The sequence below is a fragment of the Amycolatopsis sp. Poz14 genome (assembly GCF_006704225.1).
Classification (GTDB): Bacteria; Actinomycetota; Actinomycetes; order Mycobacteriales; family Pseudonocardiaceae; genus Amycolatopsis; species Amycolatopsis nivea.
In genome coordinates this window covers 4000728-4020102 of record NZ_JACLHD010000001.1, presented here as the reverse complement: position 1 = coordinate 4020102, position 19375 = coordinate 4000728, and the positions used below count along the sequence as shown (strand labels likewise).

At 69.9% G+C, this 19375-nt stretch carries 16 protein-coding genes; 6 read left to right on the top strand and 10 right to left on the bottom strand.

Annotation, left to right across the window (positions count from 1 at the left end; all coding sequences use genetic code 11):
* Positions 1–12 precede the first annotated feature (12 nt).
* The 3 genes from FKO37_RS19345 to FKO37_RS19335 are packed head-to-tail and all read left to right on the top strand — an operon-like array spanning position 13 to position 2802.
* Positions 13–885, top strand: a complete 873-nt coding sequence (locus FKO37_RS19345) for an ABC transporter permease (protein ID WP_238605339.1) — start codon at positions 13–15, stop codon at positions 883–885.
* Positions 882–1673, top strand: coding sequence for an ABC transporter permease (locus FKO37_RS19340; protein WP_238605338.1), 792 nt, complete (start codon positions 882–884; stop codon positions 1671–1673). The genes FKO37_RS19345 and FKO37_RS19340 overlap by 4 nt, the downstream gene beginning before the upstream one ends.
* Positions 1666–2802 carry an ABC transporter ATP-binding protein gene (locus tag FKO37_RS19335; protein ID WP_238605337.1) on the top strand — a complete coding sequence of 379 codons (1137 nt, stop codon included), beginning with the start codon at positions 1666–1668 and terminating at the stop codon, positions 2800–2802. Before FKO37_RS19340 ends, FKO37_RS19335 begins: the two co-directional genes overlap by 8 nt.
* 198 nt (positions 2803–3000) lie before the next feature.
* Here the strand turns inward: FKO37_RS19335 and FKO37_RS19330 are convergent, their stop codons facing one another.
* Positions 3001–5379: a molybdopterin-dependent oxidoreductase gene (locus tag FKO37_RS19330; RefSeq protein WP_238605336.1), complete on the bottom strand. Its 2379-nt coding sequence runs from the start codon at positions 5377–5379 to the stop codon at positions 3001–3003.
* 244 nt (positions 5380–5623) lie between these two features.
* On the opposite strand from FKO37_RS19330, the gene FKO37_RS19325 reads away from it, so the two are divergent.
* The 3 genes from FKO37_RS19325 (at position 5624) to FKO37_RS19315 (ending at position 8334) form a co-directional block, all read left to right on the top strand.
* Positions 5624–6694, top strand: a complete 1071-nt coding sequence (locus tag FKO37_RS19325; protein WP_238605335.1) for an extracellular solute-binding protein — start codon at positions 5624–5626, stop codon at positions 6692–6694.
* Between the two features lie 331 nt (positions 6695–7025).
* On the top strand, positions 7026–7688 hold the full coding sequence (locus FKO37_RS19320) for a response regulator transcription factor (protein WP_238605334.1): 663 nt from the start codon (positions 7026–7028) through the stop codon (positions 7686–7688).
* Between the two features lie 61 nt (positions 7689–7749).
* Positions 7750–8334, top strand: a complete 585-nt coding sequence (locus FKO37_RS19315; RefSeq protein ID WP_238605333.1) for a TetR/AcrR family transcriptional regulator — start codon at positions 7750–7752, stop codon at positions 8332–8334.
* 7 nt (positions 8335–8341) lie between these two features.
* Here FKO37_RS19315 and FKO37_RS19310 read toward each other — a convergent pair whose 3' ends face one another.
* The 9 genes from FKO37_RS19310 to FKO37_RS19270 all read right to left on the bottom strand — a co-directional run bounded on the left by FKO37_RS19310 (position 8342) and on the right by FKO37_RS19270 (position 19369).
* Positions 8342–8782 carry a VOC family protein gene (locus FKO37_RS19310; RefSeq protein ID WP_238605332.1) on the bottom strand — a complete coding sequence of 147 codons (441 nt, stop codon included), beginning with the start codon at positions 8780–8782 and terminating at the stop codon, positions 8342–8344.
* A 107-nt stretch (positions 8783–8889) separates the two neighbouring features.
* Positions 8890–10161: an NAD(P)/FAD-dependent oxidoreductase gene (locus FKO37_RS19305; RefSeq protein WP_238605331.1), complete on the bottom strand. Its 1272-nt coding sequence runs from the start codon at positions 10159–10161 to the stop codon at positions 8890–8892.
* Positions 10158–11534, bottom strand: coding sequence for an NAD(P)/FAD-dependent oxidoreductase (locus FKO37_RS19300; protein WP_238605330.1), 1377 nt, complete (start codon positions 11532–11534; stop codon positions 10158–10160). Before FKO37_RS19300 ends, FKO37_RS19305 begins: the two co-directional genes overlap by 4 nt.
* Positions 11535–11680: 146 nt before the next feature.
* Entirely contained in the window at positions 11681–12832 is a 1152-nt protein-coding gene (locus FKO37_RS19295) for an acyl-CoA dehydrogenase family protein (protein WP_238605329.1), read from the bottom strand.
* Complete coding sequence (locus tag FKO37_RS19290) at positions 12832–14499, bottom strand: AMP-binding protein (protein WP_238605328.1); 1668 nt, start codon at positions 14497–14499, stop codon at positions 12832–12834. Before FKO37_RS19290 ends, FKO37_RS19295 begins: the two co-directional genes overlap by 1 nt.
* A 102-nt stretch (positions 14500–14601) precedes the next feature.
* Complete coding sequence (locus FKO37_RS19285) at positions 14602–15192, bottom strand: TetR/AcrR family transcriptional regulator (RefSeq protein ID WP_238605327.1); 591 nt, start codon at positions 15190–15192, stop codon at positions 14602–14604.
* Between the two features lie 652 nt (positions 15193–15844).
* A complete protein-coding gene (locus FKO37_RS19280; protein ID WP_238605326.1) occupies positions 15845–16618 on the bottom strand; it encodes a TIGR03084 family metal-binding protein in 774 nt (257 codons plus the stop codon).
* Positions 16619–16626: 8 nt separating this feature from the next.
* Positions 16627–17391: an enoyl-CoA hydratase/isomerase family protein gene (locus FKO37_RS19275; RefSeq protein ID WP_238605325.1), complete on the bottom strand. Its 765-nt coding sequence runs from the start codon at positions 17389–17391 to the stop codon at positions 16627–16629.
* Complete coding sequence (locus FKO37_RS19270; protein WP_238605324.1) at positions 17384–19369, bottom strand: biotin carboxylase N-terminal domain-containing protein; 1986 nt, start codon at positions 19367–19369, stop codon at positions 17384–17386. The genes FKO37_RS19275 and FKO37_RS19270 overlap by 8 nt, the downstream gene beginning before the upstream one ends.
* Between the last annotated feature and the right edge of the window lie 6 nt (positions 19370–19375).

The window sequence follows — 19375 nt, the reverse complement described above, 5'->3', positions numbered from 1 at the left end:
GGAATCACCCCCATGAACTGGTTGATCGGCATGCTGCATCGAGCGAGGTGGATCGTCGCCGCAGGAGTGTCGATGGCCTTCCTCGCCGTCTTCTTCGCCTATCCGATCGGCACGATGTTCGTGCGCAGCTTCACGGATTTCATCGGGCACGGCGATTCCGGGCTCGCCAACTACCACTGGTTCTTCGCCAACGAAGAGCAGATGACGATCCTGCGGAGAACGTTCGTCACCTCCGCGATCGTGACCGTCCTGTGCCTGGCGATCGGCTACCCCTACGCCTACCTGATGACGCTCGTGACCACCCGCTGGCGCATGGTGCTGCTCGCCGCGGTGCTCATGCCGTTCTGGACCAGCCTGATCGTGCGCACCTATTCCTGGATCATTCTCCTCGGCAGCACCGGCCCGGTCGCCAAAGCGCTCGGGACGCTCGGTTTCGGCGACGTCAAGCTGCTCGGCACCACGACCGCGGTGGCGATCGGCATGACCCAGATCATGCTCCCGTTCCTGGTGCTCCCCCTGTACTCGCAGCTGACCCAGATCGACCGGACGCTCCTGCGCGCCGCCCAGATCCACGGCGCCACCCCGCGGACCGCGTTCCGGACCGTGTACCTGCCGCTGTCGGTGCCGGGAATCACCGCCAGCTGCACCATCGTCTTCGTGCTGTCGCTCGGCTTCTACTTCACCCCCGCGCTGCTGGGCTCTCCGCAGAACAGCTTGTTGTCACAGCAGATCGTCAGCCAGGTGACCGCGCAGCTCGCCTTCGGGCGCGGCGGTGCGATGGCGTTGGCGCTGCTGGTTTTCACCCTCCTGGTGCTCACCGCCGGTTCGCTGCTCGGGAGGCCCCTGACCCGCGCACTGGCAACAGATAGCGAGGCCCGCCGATGAAGGAACCGCGCCGCATCAGTCTCAAGGTCTTCTGCGTGCTCGTCGCGTTTCTCTTGGTCGCGCCGGTCCTGGTCGTCATCCCGATGGCCTTCACCAGCGCGCGCACGTTCCAGTTCCCGCCGCCCGGCTTCTCGACGCAGTGGTTCCGTCAGCTCTTCTCGGACCCGGACTGGACCGAGTCGTTCGTCCTCTCGTTCCAGGTCGCGCTCGTCGTCGTCGTGCTGGCCACGACGCTCGGGACCCTCGGCGCGTTCGCGCTCGTCCGCGGCCGGGGCAGATGGCGCGGCCCCGTGTCGGCCTTCCTGATGGCTCCGATGATCGTGCCGGGAGTGGTCATCGCCATCGGCGTGTACTACGTCTTCCTGAAGTGGCATCTGGCCGGTTCGTTCGGCGGCTACGTCATCGCGCACACCGCGCTGGCGATCCCGATGGTCGTCATCCCGGTCCGCGCTTCGCTCCAGGGTTTCGACCGCCAGCTCGAACGGGCCGCCGCTTCGCTCGGCGCGGGGCCGGTCGTGACCTTCTTCCGCGTCACCCTGCCGCTACTCGCTCCCGGGATCCTGACCGGCGCCCTGTTCGCCTTCCTCGTTTCCTGGGACGAAGCGATCGTTTCGCTCTTCCTGGCCAGCCCGTTCGCCAGGACTCTCCCCGTCCAGCTCTACCAGAGCGTGACCAGCTCCCTGACCCCCACGATCGCCGCCGCGTCGACGCTGATCATCGCGGTGAGCACGACGCTGCTGATCATCGCGGGCATCATCGCGGCCAGAAAAGAGGGCAACAATGTCTGAACTCGTCCACGGCGCGGCCATCCGGCTCCGGAACCTGAGCAAGCACTACGGCGAGGCGAGGGCGCTGTCGGACGTCTCGCTGGACCTGCCCGCCGGCGAGTTCGTCACGCTCCTCGGGCCGAGCGGCTCCGGGAAGACCACCACCCTCAACATGATCGCCGGTTTCCTCCAGCCCGACACCGGCCACGTCCTGCTGGACGGCGAACCGATCGAGCGGGTCCCTCCGCACAAGCGCAACATCGGGATGGTCTTCCAGAACTACGCCCTCTTCCCGCACCTGACGGTCGCGAACAACGTCGCGTTCCCGCTGAAGCGCCGGCGGACCGGCAAGGCCGAGATCGCCGAGCGCGTGGCCCGCAGCCTCGACCTGGTCGGCCTCGCGGACTTCGGGGCGAGGTACCCGCGCGAATTGTCCGGCGGCCAGCAGCAACGCGTCGCGCTGGCGAGGGCGCTGGTCTTCGAACCCCGCGTCCTCCTCATGGACGAGCCGCTCGGCGCCCTCGACCGGCGGCTCCGCGCCAGCCTGCAGCTCGAGTTCAAGCGGATCCATCGCGAGCTCGGCATCACCTTCGTCTACGTGACTCACGACCAGGACGAAGCGCTGGTGATGTCGGACCGGATCGCCGTCTTCAACAACGGGCGCGTCGAGCAGGTCGGCACGGCGACGGAGCTCTACGAACACCCGAAGAGCCTGTTCGTCGCGGAGTTCCTCGGCGACTCCAACGTGCTGCCCGGCGTCGTCGAGGACACCGCGGTGGGCCGCCTCCTGCGCGGCGCCGGATACGAACTGAAACTGCCGACGGCGGGCCCGGCACTGCAGGCGGGCACGTGCGGGGTCGTCACCGTGCGTCCCGAGCGCGTGCTCGTCCACTCCGCCGCGACCCGGGCGAGCTTTTCCGGCAACGCGCTCCCCGGCCGGGTCGTCCAGCTGATCTACCTGGGCGGCCTCCGCCGCCTCGAACTCCGCCTCGACGCGGGATTTTCGATGATCGCGCAGGAACAGTCCGGCAACCAGTCCCCTGTCTCGGTGGGCGACGCGGTTCTGGCGACCTGGGACCCGGAACACTCCGCTGTGCTCGCCACCGACGATGCTCCTGCCCGGGCTGGGGTCGCCATCGGCACGGCTTAGCGTCCTCCCCGCGACGGACTGTGGACCAGTCCGTCGCGGGGAGGCATGGGTGCTATTACTCGCCCGAGATCACGGTGCGGCGAGATGCGCCGAGACAAGTCTGCACCGAGCTGGCGTGGGCAAGCCGCGAGGTTCCAGCGCGGCGAACTGCAAGCCAGTCCGTCGCGGGGAGGCACGGGCGCTACTCCTCGCCCGAGATCACGGTGCAGCACGCCGCGTCACCGGCACCTCATAGGCCCGGCTCCGCGGCGCCTCCGGAGAAGCTCCGACACGGACAAGACAAGTCTGCGCCGAACTGGCCTGGGCAAGCCGCGAAGTCCCGATGTCCGGCGTCAAGACGTTCGGATTTCCTTGCAGGTCAAGGGATCCCGGTTCACCCGGACTAACGGGGTCGTACCAGCCCCCGGTCGCCATCACGGCGACGCGGCGGAGGATCCCTTCGGTCGTCCGGACCGCGGCCAAGCAGGCGCCGCGTGCATTGCTGACCCGGACCACGTCGCCATCGGCCACTCCCAGCCGATTCGCGTCGTCGACGTGCAGCACGATCGCCTCGCGCCCGTCGATCTTCGTGGCCAGGCTCGCCGCCGAGAAGTCGATCTGGCTGTGCAGCCGTCCCCGCGGCTGATGGCTCAGCAGATGGAAGAGGTTCTCGTCCGCCGCCGCCTCGGCGCTGCCCAGCCATTCCGTCGGCGCCAGCCAAACGGCGTGCCCGGGACAGTCGTCGTAGCCGAACCCGGCGACGGTGCCGGAGAAAATCTCGATCCGGCCGGACGGGGTCGCGAGAGGATTCGCCTCGGGGTTTTCGCGCAGCTTGGCGAAGATGTCGTCCCCTCCGCGCAGCGGAAGTTCGACGCCGTCCGGCAGCTTGACGAACTCGTCGTAGTCCGGAAGCTCGACCCCTCGAGCCGCGAGGCGCGCCGCGGTTTCGGCGAAGAGCCGGCGGACCCATCCGTCGGCGTCGAGGCCCTCGGTGAACTGCTCCGCGAAACCGCGGCGAGCGGCGATCTCGGCGAAGGCCCCGAAGTCGGTGGGGATCCCCTCGGGCGGATCCTGGACCCGGCGCATCGCGAGCAGGGTCGTGTCCCGGCTCCCGGCGGCGAGGTCGTCGCGTTCGAGCGGCGTCGCGACGGGGAGGACGATGTCCGCGTACCGGGCGACGGGCGTCCACCAGGAATCGTGGACCACGATCGTCTCGGGCCGGTTCCACGCCCGGAGCAGCTTGTTGAGGTCCTGCTGGTGGTGGAACGGATTCCCGCCTGCCCAGTACACGAGCCGGATGTCGGGATACGTGAGCACCTCGCCGTCGTAGTCCACGGTGTCGCCGGGACGCAAAAGCATGTCGGAGACGCGCGCGACCGGAATGAACGCGCGCACCGGGTTCCGGCCCTGGGGCAGGCTCGCGACGCCCATCGAACCGCGGTGCAGGCCGATGCCGTGGGTCATGCTCAGCCCGGCGGCGAAGCCTCCCCCGGGCCGCCCCATCGAGCCGGACATCGCGGCGAGGGTCGCGCCCGCCCAGTACGGCTGCTCCCCGTACTGCGCACGCTGGAGCGACCAGGTCAGCGAGACGACCGTGCGCCGGTGCGAGACGGCCTCGGCGAGTTCCCGGACCGTCGCCGCCGGGACCCCCGAGATCTCCGCCGCCCATTCGGGGGTCTTCGGAACGCCGTCGCGCTCGCCGAGCAGGTACGAGCGGAACCGCTCGTATCCCACACAGCAGCGCTCCAGGAACTCGCGGTCTTCGCGCCCCTCCGCCGCCAGGTGGCCGGCCATCGCGAGCATCAGCGCGGTGTCGGTCCCCGGCCGGATCGGAATCCATTCGGCCCGCAGTTCCGGCGCGAGGTCGTCGCGCAACGGGCTCACCAGGACGAACCGCACACCGGCGTCGGCACAGGCTCGTTGCGCCTCCGCCGCCCGGTTGCGGCGCATCCCGCCCTGGTTCACCCGGGTGTTCTTCAGCGGCGCGCCGCCGAAGCTCACGACCAGTTCGCCGTGCTCGGCGATTTCGGACCACTGCGGGCTCCAGTCGAACATCCCCATGCCCGGGCCGCCGAGGACGTGCGGCAGCACGACCTCCTGCGCGCCGACGCTGTAGCTGTTGCGGGAGGAGACGTAGCCGCCGTCCAGGTTCAGGAACCGGTGGATCTGGCTCTGCGCGTGATGGAACCGGCCGGCGCTGCCCCAGCCGTACGAGCCGCCGAACACGGCCTCGTCGCCGTGCTCGGACCGCACCCTGGCGAGTTCCCTGGCGACGAGGTCGTACGCGTGGTCCCATTCGACCTCGACCATCGGCTCGCCGCCGCGCCGGTTCCCGCCGACCCGCGGACCGTGTTCGAGCCACCCCTCGCGGACGTGCGGGCGGACGATCCGGAGCGGATGGTCCAGCGTCTCGTGCAGCCCGTTCGCGAGCGTCTGGCCGAACGGGTTGTCCGGCGGCGCCGCGGTGGCCCGCGCGCGCCCGTCCCGCACGGTGAAGTCGTAGGTTCCCCAATGCGTGGTGGTGCGGCGGATCTCAGCGGACGCGGCCGCCACCCGTTCGTCCGGGCGCGCGGCGCCTGCGCTTTTCGGGTCTCCCACAACTCCTCCTCATCGAACCGCGCGATCGAGGCGGCACCCAGATTCGCGGTCCGGACGGCCGATTCTCCCTTCGCCCGGCCTTCTTCCGACGCCCCGGGCCGGGCATTACCCGCCAGCCGGGGGAGCCGCCGCGACGCCGAGGTCCTGGCACTCCCCCGCGTGGACTAACTGCGCGACGGCAACCCGGCGGCTCCGGCGATCAAGCGCATCATCTCCCCACCCTGAACCCGAACTGAGGTCACACATGAGCATCAAGGGCAAGGTTATCCTCGCGGCGCTGAGCACGGTAAGTCTCGTTCTCGCCGCCGCGTGCGGTTCATCGGCGGGCGCCGGAGGCCAGTCCGGCGGCGATCTTTCCGGCGAGAAGATCGTCTTCGTCAATTACGGCGGCGACACCTTGACGGCGGCCCAGAAAGCGTGGCTCGACCCCTTCGCGAAGAACACCGGCGCGCAGACCGCGACGGATTCGCCGTCCGACCCCGCCAAGATCAAGGCCATGGTCCAGGCGGGCAATCCGACGTGGGACGTCGTCTGGCTGGACACCGGCAGCGGCGCCCAGGGGTGCGGCACGCTGTACGAGAAGCGCTCCGACTTCGGCGTCAGCGTCAAGGACGTCGACCCGCGCTACGTTTCCGACCAATGCGGCGTGCCGGTCTCCGTCGAGAACGTCGCACTCGTGTACAACACCAAGAAATTCGGCGGGAACCCGCCCGCGAAGATCACCGACTTCATGGACACCCAGAAGTATCCGGGCCAGCGCCTCATGTACAACTACGCGTCCGGCGGCCTCGAGTCGCTGCTCCTCGCCAGCGGAGTGGCGCCGGACCAGCTGTACCCGCTCGACCTGCAACGGGCGGCGGCCACCGTCAAGACGCTCGGCAGGAACCTGACCCTCGACGCCACGCTCGCCCAGGAAACCCAGGAGCTCGAAGCGGGCGATTTCGCGATGTGCCTGTGCTATCTGGGCCGAGCGGCGATCGCGGCCCAGAACGGGGCGCCGGTCGGCGTCACCTGGAACCACAGTTTCGCCGCGTGGGCGGCCCTGTACGCGGTCAAGGGCTCGAGGTCTCCGAAGGCGCAAGCCGCGCTGCTGAACTACATCGCGACGCCGCCGGCACAGGCCGCCTTCACCGAGAACATCCCGTACGGCCCGACGACCCCGGCCTCGAAGCCCAACGTCCCGGCGAGCTTCCACCAGTGGCTCCCGCAGGAGAATGTGTCCAAAATGGACGGAGAGGCGCTGTCCGACAGCACCTGGTGGGCCCAGAACGCGGACAAGGCGTTCGCGGCTTGGACCGCGATGACCTCGGGCTGATCAGCGCTCCTTGTCCGGCTCCGCGGCGATTCCCGGCTGGAATCGCCGCGGAGCCTTTTCGCGCCAGGAGGACGGGGCCGGACCCGCGTCCACCGGCGCGTATCGCCGCCGGAGCCGAACTCCCCTCGACGGGCAGGTTCCGGACCGCCATCACCGCGACCTCGACCCTCCGCGAAGCCCGCCCGAGACGCCGAGAACCGGACGCGCGACCGATGCCGCCCGCCGGGGTCACGCCCACCGCCACTCGCCTGAGCAGCTGAAATCCGTGCTCTTGACACTTACTGATCGTCCATTTAAGGTCGCTAAATGAACGTTTAATAGGAGGTCGGGCATGACGATTACCGCGGACCGCTCCCCTGACGTTGCCGACGTGATCAAGCCGGAGCCTGATCGCTGCGGACCCCAGACGGTCCTCATCGTGGACGACAACGAACTGGTCCAGGTCGGGCTGCGAGCACTGCTCGCCGCACAGCCGTGGGTGGCGAGCTGCCTCGAGGCGGACTCGGTCCGGACCGCGAGGGACGTCGCCCGGCGGCGCCAGCCACAGCTCGTGCTCGTGAGCGCGGCCGTCAACGGGGAATCCGGGCTGGCGCTCTGCCGGGAACTGCACGCCGCGCTGCCGATGGCGAAGCTCGTGATCATGTCCGGCCAGGGCCGGGTCGCGCGCACCCGCGCCTGTGCGAACGGAGCCGTCGGATTCGTCTCGCTGGGCATGCCCGCGAAGGTGATCGTGGACGTCGTCCAGCGAGTCGCCGAGGGTGCGCGGATGTTTCCGCGGGAACAGATCGCCAAACCGAACGGGCTGCTTTCCAGCCGCGAATTGGACGTTCTGCACCATCTGGTCGCCGGGCTCAGCAATCCCGAGGTCGCCGCGGCGCTCAATCTTTCCCGGCACACCGTGAAACAGCACACCAGCACGGTGTATCGCAAGCTGGGCGTGCGCAATCGGGTCCAGGCGGCGTCCCGGGCCCGGGAACTCGGATTAGTGGCATGAGCCGCCTGAGCGAGACCAGCCGGTGAGCATGGACACCGCCAAAACCGGACGGAGGCGATCGATGGCCGTCGCCTCCGAAGACCTGGCCGGGGCACGAGAACGGATTCTCGCCTCCGCCATTCGCTACTTCCAGAAATACGGGTACGCGGGCACCTCGGTTTCCCGGATCGCGTCCGCGGCCCGGATGACCCCGGCCAATATCTACTGGCATTTCCCGTCGAAAATAGATCTGCTCGCCCAGGCGCTGCAGACGCTTTACCGAGAAGCGTACGACGCACTCGCGCAGGCAGTTCGCGAAGGCACCGCCGAAGAGCGTCTGGCGAACTACGCGCGGACGTACGTGCTCATCCAGCTCGCGGAATTGGACTGCAATTTCGGCTATGCGACCCTGGCCTCCTCGTTGACCCCGGAGATGCGCAAGGAACTGCGTGCGTCCAGCCGGCCGTACCTCGACCTCCTGCGGGACATCCTCGACCAGGGATGCAGCGAGCGCGTCTTCACCACGCACGAAGTCACCGTGACGGCGATGGCGATCTCGACGATGTGCGAGTACGTCTTCACCTGGTACCGCACCGAGGGACATCTGTCCGTGGCCGAGATCGGCGAATGCTACGCCCGCCTGGCCCTGCGCATGGCGCGCGGCTGAACCGCGGTCAGCCGCGGCGGTCCTCCAGCACATGGAAAAGCGCGCCGCCCAACGACTTCGGATGCACGAAGACCTCCGCATAACCGCCGTGGTCGTCATCGCGACCGACCGGCGGAAGCCCCACCGCGTCGATGTGCTGCGCCGCAGCACCGAGATCGAAAGTCTCGAACGACACATGATGCAGGCCGCCGCCCCGCCGCTCCAGATAGCGCACCAGGCTGGTCGCCCGGTTCCCGCGCGGGGCCGCGACTTCGATCGGCGGATTGCCCGCTGACGCGATGAATGCCCACCTCATGTCGAGCGGTTCGTCCTCCCCGCTCTCGGTCACCGCCCCGCCGAGCAGGGCGCACAGATTGGCGATCGTGTCGGCATAGCGGCTCGGCTCCACGACAATGCCGATGTGGTGGAGACGGCCGAACGGGCACGTGTCCTGGTCGGCGGGGTTCATGGAACGACCTCCTCGTGGTCATTGCGGATCGCGGCAAGGGAAGGGACCCGGCACGAGACGCACCAGCCGTCTCGAGTTCCGGGTCCCTCGGTCTCTCAGCTCCGAGATCAGGCCAATTGTCCTTGCCGGGCACGGTGTTTCAGCAGAATCTCGTCGGCGGCGCGCTCGCCGGAGCGCGCCGCGCCTTCCATCGCGGTCGCCCATCGGGAGCCGGTCGCCTCGCCCGCGAAGTGCAGCCCTCCGACGGGAGCCGCGATGACCTGCCGTCGCGCGGCTCCCCCGCTCTGCGAGCTGACCACGCCGCCGAAGAACTCTTCCCGCGTCCAGTTCTGGACGACGCCGCCGATCCGGACGGGCTCGAATCCGGTCATCGCCCGGATCTGGTCGTCCAGCACCGCCAGCGCCCGGTCGTGGTCGTCCAGCAGCCCGTCGCCGGTGTCGGGCATCGTGCCCAGCACCGTGACCGTGTCTTCCGCGGTGCGCCGGAGCCAGAACATCGCGGCGCCGCTGTCGGTCAGCACCGACGGCCCCGCCGCGTCCCAGATGCGCCGGCCGTCGCGGTACTGGCCGACGATCTTCCCGCCTTGGGTCATCGGCGACCGCAGGAGCGCCGAGGTCTTCCAGTCCGGCAGGACCGGGTCGAAGCCGATCCTCCTGATCGCGTGCACCGACGCGGTGATGACGACCTCGTCCGCGACGAACTCGTCGTGCTCGGTCGCGACCCGGTAGGAGCTGCCGATCCGCGAGATGAGCCGCACCGGCTGTTCGTAGCGGATGTCGAGGCCCTCGGCCGCCTGCTGCGCGATCACGTCCGTGCTGCCGTCGAGGAGCCAGCAAAGCCGGCCGATGTCGCCGGGATGGACGTGCCAGGACGACGTCACGGCCGGGCGCTGGACCGGGTTGAACCCCGTCTGCATGGTGTAGCGGGCGAAGGCGGCCCGGGAGAGCCCGGCGCGGCGCCCCCAAGCCGCTACCGTCTCGGCCGTGCCGGGCGGCGTTGCCGCGAGCGCCTCGCCGACCTCCTTGGCCAGCCGTTCGCGCTCCTCCTCGCTCACCCGCTGACCGTCTTCCACCAGATTGCCGAGCAGGATAGAGGCGCCGCTGTAGCGCTCGCCGGGCCCCTTCGGATACAGCGCGAGCTCGGCCGAGAGCTTGATGCCGTGCTCGAGGCAGAAGCGCAGCAGGAAATCCTGCCCTCGGTCCAAAAAGGACGCTCCGAGGTCGGCTACCGCGCCGAAGCGGAGCGCCTCCCGGTCGCCCCGGGTCCGCCCGCCCAGGTGCGGGGTGGCCTCGAGCACCACGACGTCCTCCCCGGCAGCGGTGAGCCGCCGGCCCGCGAAGAGCCCAGCCAAACCTGCTCCGACGACTACCGTGGTCATGAGTGCGAGAGCCTTTCCGTCACGTAGCTGGTATGGAAGATTTCCGCGGTGCGCAGGATTTCCCCGGCGGCTCGCAGCCCGGACCTGGCCGCGCCTTCGAGCGTTCCGCACATCGGCGCGTCCGTGTAGTCGCCCGCGAAGTGGACCGGGGGCTCTTCTCCGCCGAGAATCCCGGCCACCTCGGCGCGAGCGCTTTCCGGCGGTGCCACCGTCACTCCTAAGTGGAGCGGATCGGCCCACCAGTTCTTGATGTCGCCTCGCAGGCGCGTGACCGGCTGTCCGACCACAAGTTCCACCAGTTCGTCGAGCCTGGAATACGCCGCGGGCGGATCGGCCAGGAGGCCGCGTTCCGCACCGGCGATGAAGGCGGTGACGATCGCCGGCGTCCCCGGTTCGCCCGGCACGCTCACCCAGGCCGTGTTGATCGCCCCGTCGGTGCAGACCAACGCCTCGAACGCCTCGCGCACCGCATCGCCTTGCGCATACTGGGCGATCACCTTGCCTGCCATCGCCGGCAGCAACGACGTGGCGGTCATGACCCGGTCGTCCGACAGCGGAGGGTCGAAACCGATCGTCGAGACGGCATACGGCCCCACCGCGCAGAGGACGGAACTCGCGGCGAATTCTTTGCCGGAAGCGGTAGTCACGGTCGCATTGCGAGTGCGCCGCACCCGGACGACGGGGTCGCCGAGCCGGACGTCCAGTCCCTCCGCAAGCGCCCGCAGCAACGACAGCGTCCCGCCGCGGCACCGCTGGAAAGTCCCGCGCTGAGCGGAAAAGAGGAAGTGCACGTCGCAGTCCCACGGATCGAGCTGTGCGAACAGCCGAGCCAGCGCTCGCGTGACCGCGGCCGCGCGGCCGGAAAGCCGGGCCCGCCGGATCCACTGCTCGACGATTTCGCCGGACGCGGACGGATGCGCGATCGCGGCGGCCCGAAGCTCCGCGCCGATCTCGTCGCGCGCGTCCTGGCTCAGGACCCGGTCGCCGACGACGAACCGGTTCACCCGGAGATAAGCCTCCATGAGCGACTCGTCGCCGTCCTGCGGAGCTCCGTACCTTTGCGGCGCAAGGAGTTCCACGCCGACCTCGGCGCACAGCGCACGCACCGCGTGATAGCTGTCGTCGATGAGTTCCCCGCCCAAGTCGGCATACTGCCCTCCGCCCCACTCCACCGCCGACTGGATGGCGCGACCGCCGATCCGGTCGGAAGCTTCGAGTACAACGACCTCACGCCCTTCGCGACGCAGCTTCCACGCCGCGGTCAAGCCGGCCAGTCCCGCACCGATGACAACTGCTGGCGCATCCTCCAAGAACCGCACTGTGTGCTTACCTCCACCGTCGTGCTCGCGTCGGCCCGATCCACGTGTCCTCATTTGACCGTGCCGTCCGCACATCCGCGGCCGGCGGACGCGGCATGATGCCCGGGTGGGGGATCAGTCCTCGGCGACTCACGCGAGCATTGGCCGCGACCGGCCTTGCTCGACAGGTGAAGGTTCGAACTCTTCGCCGTTACAGCGGGTCAATACGACCGCGGCAAGCCGAGTGTGTGGCTCGCGACGTAGTTCAGGATCATCTCTCGGCTCACCGGTGCGATCTTGAGCAGGCGCGCCATTCCCCACAGGTGCGCGAGACCGTATTCGGTCGCCATGCCGTTGCCGCCGTGGGTTTGGATGGCCGCGTCGAGGGCTTTCAGTGCGGCATCGGCGGCGCTGTATTTCGCCATGTTCGCCGCCTCGCCCGCCGGGCGGCCCGCGTCGTGCAGCCACGCGGCTTTCGCGGTCATCAAGCGTGCCAGTTCGACGTCTACCGCCGCCTCCGCGAGCGGATGGGCTACTCCCTGGTGCGCGCCGATCGGCGTGCCCCAGACCGAGCGCTCGTTCGCGTAGCGCGCGGCTTTCGCCAGCGCGTACCGCGCGATGCCGGTTTCGATCGCGGCGCCGCCGATGCGTTCCGGGTTGAGGCCGCGGAAAACGATGCGCAGTCCGTCGCCGACCTCGCCGATCCGGCGGTCGTCGTCCACCCGGACGTCGTCGAAGCTGAGCGTGTACTGCTTCTCCGGCGCGCGCATTTCGACCGGGATCCGGCTGCGGTGCAGGCCGTCGGCGTCCGTGGGCACGACGAACAGCGTCATTTCGCCCTGTCCGGAGTCGCCGGCGCCGGTGCGGGCCACGACGAGCAGGTTCGCGGCCTCGTCCACTCCGGAGATGTAGTACTTCGTGCCAGACAGCACCCACCCGTCGCCGTCGCGGCGCGCGGTGGTGCGCAGCTGGTGGCTGTTCGACCCGGCGTCCGGTTCGGTGATCGCGAAGACCATTTTCTCGGCGCCGGAAGCCATCGCGGGAAGCCACCGGCGCTGTTGCGCGGGTGTGCCGAATTCCTTCAGCACCTCCCCGGAAATCGCGGCGGACACGAGCAAAAGCAGCAACGGCATCCCGGCCGCGGCGGTCTCCTCGACCACGATCGCGAGTTCGGTGATGCCCGCGCCTCCCCCGCCGTGTTCCTCGGGCAGGTTCACACCGACGAAGCCCGCGTCGCCGAGGGCGTGCCACAGCTCGTCGGTGCGCCCGTCTTCGTCCAGCACGCGGCGGAAATACCCGTCGCCGAACCCCGCGCAGATCTTGCCGACCGCGGCTCGCAGGTCAGCGTGCTCGGGCGATTCGTCGAAATCCATCAGTGCCGTCCCGAGGCTTCCGGAGCCGACGCATACTGTCGGCGCAACTTGTACTTCATGACTTTTCCGCCGACTGTTTCCGGCAGCGCGTCCACGAACCGCACTGTTTTCGGGGTTTCGAAGCCAGCCAGGCGTTCCCGCGCGAAAGCGATCAGCTCTTCCTCGGTGACCGCCGCGTCCTCGGCCAGCACGACGAACGCCGCCACCCGCTCGCCCCAGCGTTCGTCCGGAACACCGATCACCGCTGCCTTCGCGACGCCGGGATGCAGGTGCAGTGCCGACTCCACGCGGATGGTGGAGACGTTCTCGCCGCCGGATTTCACGATGTCCTTGTACCGGTCGACCATCACGCGCTGGCCGCTTTCGCCGTAGGAGCAACTGTCGCCGGAGTGGAACCAGCCGTCGCGGAACGCTTCGCGCGTGGCCGCTTCGTCGAGGTAGTAGCCCGCGGTGGTGACCGGCGAACGGTAGACGGCTTCGCCGGGCACGCCTTCCTGTCCCTCCAGGGAAACGCCTTCCGGATCCACGATCTGCGACGCCAGCAGCGGACTGGGCGCTCCGACGTAGTTGTCCTGCGGCGCGGTCCGTTCGTACAGGTCCGGATGCTGGTCGGGCCAGAACCGGTGGCAGGCAATGGATTCCGTCTGCCCGAAGATTTCCGTGACCGTCAACTGTGGACAGTGCTCGCGAAGACCGGCGAGCACCGCGGGCGGGAGCGCGGCCCAGCCGTAGACGGCGATCCGCAGGGACGACACGTCACGCGGGTGCGCGTCGAGTTCCTGCCGCAGCGCGCCGAGCATCGCCGGGGAACCGCCCCACAGCGCGGTGCTCCGCTCGCGCTCGATGCAGTCGGCGGTCGCGACCGGGTCCGGCCGCCGGCCGATGACGGCCGAGCCGCCTGCCGCGAACGCCGCGAGGAGAAATATCTGATGGCCGACGTGATACATCATCGGCAGGAAGCTGGCGACCTTCACCGCGCCCTCGAACGGGACCCCGCGGGTGAGGGTGAGCGCGAAGCCGTGCGCGGCGAGCGTGGACGCCGCGTGCGAGCACATCACGCCCTTCGGCATCGCCGTCGTGCCGGAGGTGAAAAGGATTTCGTAGATGTCGTCGCCGTGGATCGTGGTGTCCGGCGCGGTTTCGGAGACGCCGGAGACGAAGTGCGAGAACGACTCGCTGCCTTCCGGCGCGGGTCCGCCGATTTCCACCGCCACGTCCGGAGAAACCCCGGCACCGCGCCACTGCTCCGGCGCGGCGGCCCAGATGTCGGCGTCCACGACGCACATTCGCGGCTGGACCCGGTCGATCAGGTAACGCACCACGTCTGGCGCCATGGCCGGGTTGATCGGTGCCGCGACCATGCCCGCCTTCGCGACGCCGAGCTTGAAGGCGTAGCCCTCGACGGAGTTCTCGCACACCATCGCCACCCGGTCGCCCCGGTGCAGACCCCGGGCGAGCAGGGCGTTCGCGACTTGGCTGGTGAGCGCGTCGAGCTCGGCGAAGGTCAGCCGGGCGAAGCGGGGATCGCCGAACGCGCCGGGCCAGCCCGCGATCGCGGTCGCGTCCGGGACGCTCCAGGTGAGGCGTTCGACCAGATCGGACACGCAGATGCGGTTCCAGCGGTCGTCCGCGCGGCGGTTGTAGAGGCTGGTGACATCGAAGGCCATGAAGCTCCCCCTTTGGAACTCCGCGGTGAGCACGCCGCGTGCTCGGATGCCCCTCACCTTAGAGAATCATCATTCACTAAGCAAGGGGCTCCGCGGCCGGGGTCACTGGTCCGCGGCGATCTCCAGCACGAACTCGGCGGCGCGGGCGAGGCAGTCGAGCAGCCGGTCGGCTTCGAGGCCGACGTTGTGGAACAGGTTCGACTGGACGGCGCCGACCGCGGCGTGGACGAGCGTGCGCGCCACCGCGTCGTCGAGGTCCGGATGCGCCTCGCGGGTGAGGTGCACCCACTCCTCCAGGTACAGCCGCTGCTTGCGGCGCAGCCGGACCTGGTCCTCGGCGGGAAGGCTGCCGATCTCGTTGTGGTAGACCCGGGCCAGCGCGCGCTGGCGCACGACGAACTCGGCCTGCCCGCGCACAAGCCGCCGCAACGTCTCGCGCGGCCCGGCATGCTCGGCGAGCGCGACCTCCTGGTCAGCGATGAGCCGGTCGATGATGTCGTCGAAGAGCGCGACGAGGATCGCCGCCTTGCTGTCGAAGTGCCGGTAGATCCCGGAACCGACAATGCCGGCGTCGCGGCCGATCTCGGCCATCGACACCGCGTGGTAGCCGTTGCGGCTGATCAGATCGCCCGCCGCGACGAGAATCTTCGCTCTCCGGTCGGGATCCCGCGTCCGGGTGGCCGAACGTGCCACACCCACCACCTCCAGCCTGTCGCTCCCGCCACGATATCGGCCGCGCGGCGGGCATGCCGAAGCGGACCCAGCGGGGTGAACGGCGGGTCACTCAGGGTTCGCGGGATCGCGGCGGGAGGACGGGCGGGGCAGGCGCGGGTGGAAGGACGGGCGCAACACTGGAAGACCCGCGCGGGTGGGGAAGCCCGACGCGCCCGCCGTCGCAGCGAAGGGTTGGCCACAAAGCGCTGCGCGGGCACTGGCGCGGCGAACCCGCAGCGAAGTTCGGCCGCAAACCCACGAGCGTGCGCCTGGCTTAAACCCCCGCCCTGGCCCAGCTCAGTCGCGGCACTGCCCAGACCACTGACGCTCCCCATGCGAGGGCTCGGCCGCAAACCCGCAGCGGCTACTCGGCCACGTCCCGGCCCGGACCCACCTCAGCCAGGGATCTGCCCCGGCCACCGACCCACCCCAGGCGAACCGGCGAGCACTCGGCCACAACCCAGCCCCAGCTCAGCCCCGAACCTGCCCCGCCACCGACCCACCCCGGCCAACCGACGAACACCCGGCCACAACCCAGCCCGGACCCGCCTCAACCAAGGAACTGCCCCGGTCACCGACCCACCCCCAGGCGAACCGGCGAACACCCAGCCACAACCCAGCCCGGCCCGGCTCAGCCGCGAAACTGCCCCGCCCGCCGCCCAACCCCAGGCGGGCCCGCGAACGCCTGGGCCACCCGCATCCACTCCCCCGCCGTCTCGCCGCGCGTGCGCAACGCCGTGTCCGCCACATGCCGCCGCTGGGTCACTACCAGGCAGAAGTCCTCGGCCGGTCCAGTCACCGCGTTCGGGGAGGCCGGGTCGCCCCAGGTCCAGTAGCCGCCGTCCGGGGCGGTCAGGGCCACGTGCACCTCGGCGTCGGGCACTGGCCGGCCCCGCGCCCGGTAGCTGTTCGGGAAGGCCAGCACCCCGATCCGCGCCACGTGTCGCAGCCGTGCGGTCGCCTCGCGGCGCACGCCGAAAGCGTCGGCGACATCCTGCCCGTGCGCCCAGGTCTCCATGATCCGCGCCGTCAGCTTCGACGCCAGGCTCATCGACGGCCCGAACCACGGCACCCGGACCGCGGGATCCGCCGCCTCGGCCGCCGCGCGCAAACGGCGGTGTTCGTCGTTCCACCAGGCCAGCATCTGCGCACCGGGCCGATCCGCGTGCACCGCTCCAATTCCGTCCACATAGGACTGCAGATCTTCGAGCGAATCCCGCAGCGCGACGAATTTCTCCGGCTCGCCAACGCACAGAGCGGTGACTCCGTCGAAATGCGCCAGGTGCGCGATCTGGTCGCGAACAGTCCACCCGGGCGCGGGCGTCGGCGCGGACCAGTCGCGGTCCGGGCGTCCGGCCAGCAACGCGGCGAGCGCGTCGTGCTCCGCCGCCAAGTCTGTCAGCAATCCGTCGATCATCGCGCCCGCCACTGCGGCACCCGCTTCTCGGCGAACGCGCGCGGACCCTCCTGCGCGTCTTCGCTCAGATAAACCGGTTCCCAGATCCGCTCGGCCACCTCGAAGGCATCCGACCGGCCGTGCTCGGCGACCGCGTACACCATTTCCTTCGCCGCCCGGACCGAAAGCGGTGCGTTGGCGGCGATGCGTGCGACCAGCTCCCGTGTCGCGTCGAGCAGTTCCGCGCCCGGCACCACGCGGTTCACCAGCCCGATCTCGTAAGCGCGCCGGGCGCTGATCGGCTCGCCGGTCACCAGGATCTCCATCGCGACGCGCGGCGGGACCAGCCACGGCAGCGGCGCGGCCCACGGTGAGCCGCGGCCGACTTTCGCTTCCGACACCGCGAACTTCGCCTCCTCCGCCGCGATGACCAGGTCCGCCGATTGTGCGAGCAGGAAGCCGCCGCCGTACGCGCCGCCGTTCACCGCGGCGACGACCGGTTTGGCGAGCTTCAACGTGCGGCCGGGTTGGGGTACGAAGTCCGGCGGCGGCACAGTGAGCTTGGTACTCGCCATCTCCTTCAGATCGCCGCCCGCGCAGAACGCACGGTCCCCGGCCCCGGTCAGCACGATCACCGATACCGCCGGATCGGCGTCCGCCTCCTCGAAGCGCGCTTTCAGGCCGCGCCGGACCGCCGCGTTGAGCGCGTTGCGTGCCTCCGGCCGGTTGATGGTGATCCACGCGGCGCCGTCTTCCACCGCGTATCGGACCTCGTCAGCCATTCTCGCCTCCCGCACCGGTTTCCTCGAGCACGATCAGCACCGTTCCGGTGTCCACAGTGGACCCTTCAGCGACCGGGACACTGCCCACGACAGCGTCGGCGGGCGCGGTGACGGCGTGCTCCATCTTCATCGCCTCCAGCACGATCAGCTGCTGCCCGGCCCGCACCTGCTCGCCGGGCGCGACCGCCACCCGGATCACCGTGCCCGGCATCGGCGCGACCAGCGATCCCTCCAGCAGGTGGTCGGCGGCGTCCGGGAACCGCGGCAGCACCGCCAGTTCGACCGTCCCGCCCGGCCAGCCCGCGTAGACGGTCGCGCCGGTCCGGTCGATCGAGAACGCCCGGCGCACGCCGTCCACGACGAGATCCGCGTGCTGCGGCGTGCAGGCGTGCACGACGACCTCGTGCGGCTCGCCGTCCACTTCGAACCGGACGTCGCGGCCGAGCCGGTAGCCGACGGCCAGTTCGCGGTCCAGATGCCGGTACGACCGCGTCTGCAGCTGCGCGGGCGAGGACCGGAAACCCGACGTCACGTGCGGCAGGACCCGTGCCGACGCCCGTTCGTGCGCTTGCTCGGCCAGCGCGGTCGCGAGCGCCGCGGCGCGGACCACCTCGGCGTCGTCGACCTCGATCAGCGTCGACGGCCGGCGCCTGTCGAGGAAATGCGTGTCGATCCGCGCGGCGGCGAACTCCGGGTGTTCGAGGATGCCGACCAGCAGCGCCCGGTTGGTGGTGACGCCGTGCACCCGGGCCCGCCGGAGCGCCCGGACGAGCCGCGCGGTCGCTTCTTCCCGCGTCCGCCCGTAGCCGACGACCTTCGCCAGCATCGGGTCGTAGTTGGTGGACACCACCGAACCCGACTCGACGCCGCCGTCGACCCGCAGCCCCTCGGTTTCCGGGATCTCGAAGCGCTCCAGCAGACCGGCCGCGGGCAGGAAATCGCGCGCCGGGTCCTCGGCGTAGAGCCGGGCTTCGATCGCGTGCCCGCGGATCCGCGGCTCGTGCGCCTCCGGCGGCAGCTGGGCCCCGGCGGCGACCTCCAGCTGGAGCCGCACCAGGTCGAGGCCGGTGACCAGTTCGGTTACCGGGTGCTCCACCTGCAGCCGCGTGTTGACCTCCAGGAAGAAGAACCCGCCGTCCGGCGCGACGATGAACTCCACCGTGCCCGCCCCGACGTAGCCGAGCGCGCGCCCGGCGTCCACCGCGGCCGCGCCCATCCGGGTCCGCAGCTGCTCGTCCACCACCGGCGACGGGGCTTCCTCGACGATCTTCTGGTGCCGCCGCTGGATCGAGCACTCCCGTTCGTTCAGGTGCACCACGGTGCCGTGCCGGTCGCCGAAGATCTGGATCTCGATGTGCCGCGGATTGTCCACGTAGTGCTCGAGGAACACTGTGTCGTCGCCGAACGCCGCTCCGGCCTCGCGGCGGGCCGACGCGATCGCCTCGAGCAGCTCGCCCGGTTCGCGCACCACCCGCATGCCGCGCCCGCCGCCGCCGAACGACGCCTTGACCAGCACCGGCCAGCCGATGTCGGCGGCGATGCCGAGCACCTTGTCGTCGGCGACGCCGGTCAGGTCGCGGCCCGGCAGCACCGGCACGCCGGCGCGTTCCATCATCTCCCGCGCGGTCAGCTTGCTGCCCATCGCGGCGATCGCTTCGGCGGGCGGACCGACGAACGTGACGCCCGCGGCCTCGCACGCTCGCGCGAATCCCGCGTTCTCCGAAAGGAAACCGTAGCCGGGATGGATCGCGTCCGCGCCGACGCGTTCCGCCGCGGCGAGCACCCGGTCGGCCCGCAGGTACGACTCGGCCGGCGTCGCCCCGCCGAGCGGGACCGCTTCGTCGGCCTCGTGCACGAACGGCGCGTCGGCGTCCGGATCGGCATAGACCGCGACCGTGGCGATGCCGAGTTCGCGGCACGTCCGGAAGACCCGGCGGGCGATCTCGCCGCGGTTGGCGACCAGCACCTTGGTGATCATGTGTCC

Coding starts and splice junctions, on each gene's coding strand:
- FKO37_RS19295 (WP_238605329.1), bottom strand. CDS start 12,832: ATGGATTTCGACGAATCGCCCGAGCACGCTGACCTGCGAGCCGCGGTC.
- FKO37_RS19345 (WP_238605339.1), top strand. CDS start 13: ATGAACTGGTTGATCGGCATGCTGCATCGAGCGAGGTGGATCGTCGCC.
- FKO37_RS19335 (WP_238605337.1), top strand. CDS start 1,666: ATGTCTGAACTCGTCCACGGCGCGGCCATCCGGCTCCGGAACCTGAGC.
- FKO37_RS19310 (WP_238605332.1), bottom strand. CDS start 8,782: ATGAACCCCGCCGACCAGGACACGTGCCCGTTCGGCCGTCTCCACCAC.
- FKO37_RS19290 (WP_238605328.1), bottom strand. CDS start 14,499: ATGGCCTTCGATGTCACCAGCCTCTACAACCGCCGCGCGGACGACCGC.
- FKO37_RS19300 (WP_238605330.1), bottom strand. CDS start 11,534: ATGAGGACACGTGGATCGGGCCGACGCGAGCACGACGGTGGAGGTAAG.
- FKO37_RS19270 (WP_238605324.1), bottom strand. CDS start 19,369: ATGATCACCAAGGTGCTGGTCGCCAACCGCGGCGAGATCGCCCGCCGG.
- FKO37_RS19275 (WP_238605325.1), bottom strand. CDS start 17,391: ATGGCTGACGAGGTCCGATACGCGGTGGAAGACGGCGCCGCGTGGATC.
- FKO37_RS19315 (WP_238605333.1), top strand. CDS start 7,750: ATGGCCGTCGCCTCCGAAGACCTGGCCGGGGCACGAGAACGGATTCTC.
- FKO37_RS19305 (WP_238605331.1), bottom strand. CDS start 10,161: ATGACCACGGTAGTCGTCGGAGCAGGTTTGGCTGGGCTCTTCGCGGGC.
- FKO37_RS19325 (WP_238605335.1), top strand. CDS start 5,624: ATGAGCATCAAGGGCAAGGTTATCCTCGCGGCGCTGAGCACGGTAAGT.
- FKO37_RS19320 (WP_238605334.1), top strand. CDS start 7,026: ATGACGATTACCGCGGACCGCTCCCCTGACGTTGCCGACGTGATCAAG.
- FKO37_RS19340 (WP_238605338.1), top strand. CDS start 882: ATGAAGGAACCGCGCCGCATCAGTCTCAAGGTCTTCTGCGTGCTCGTC.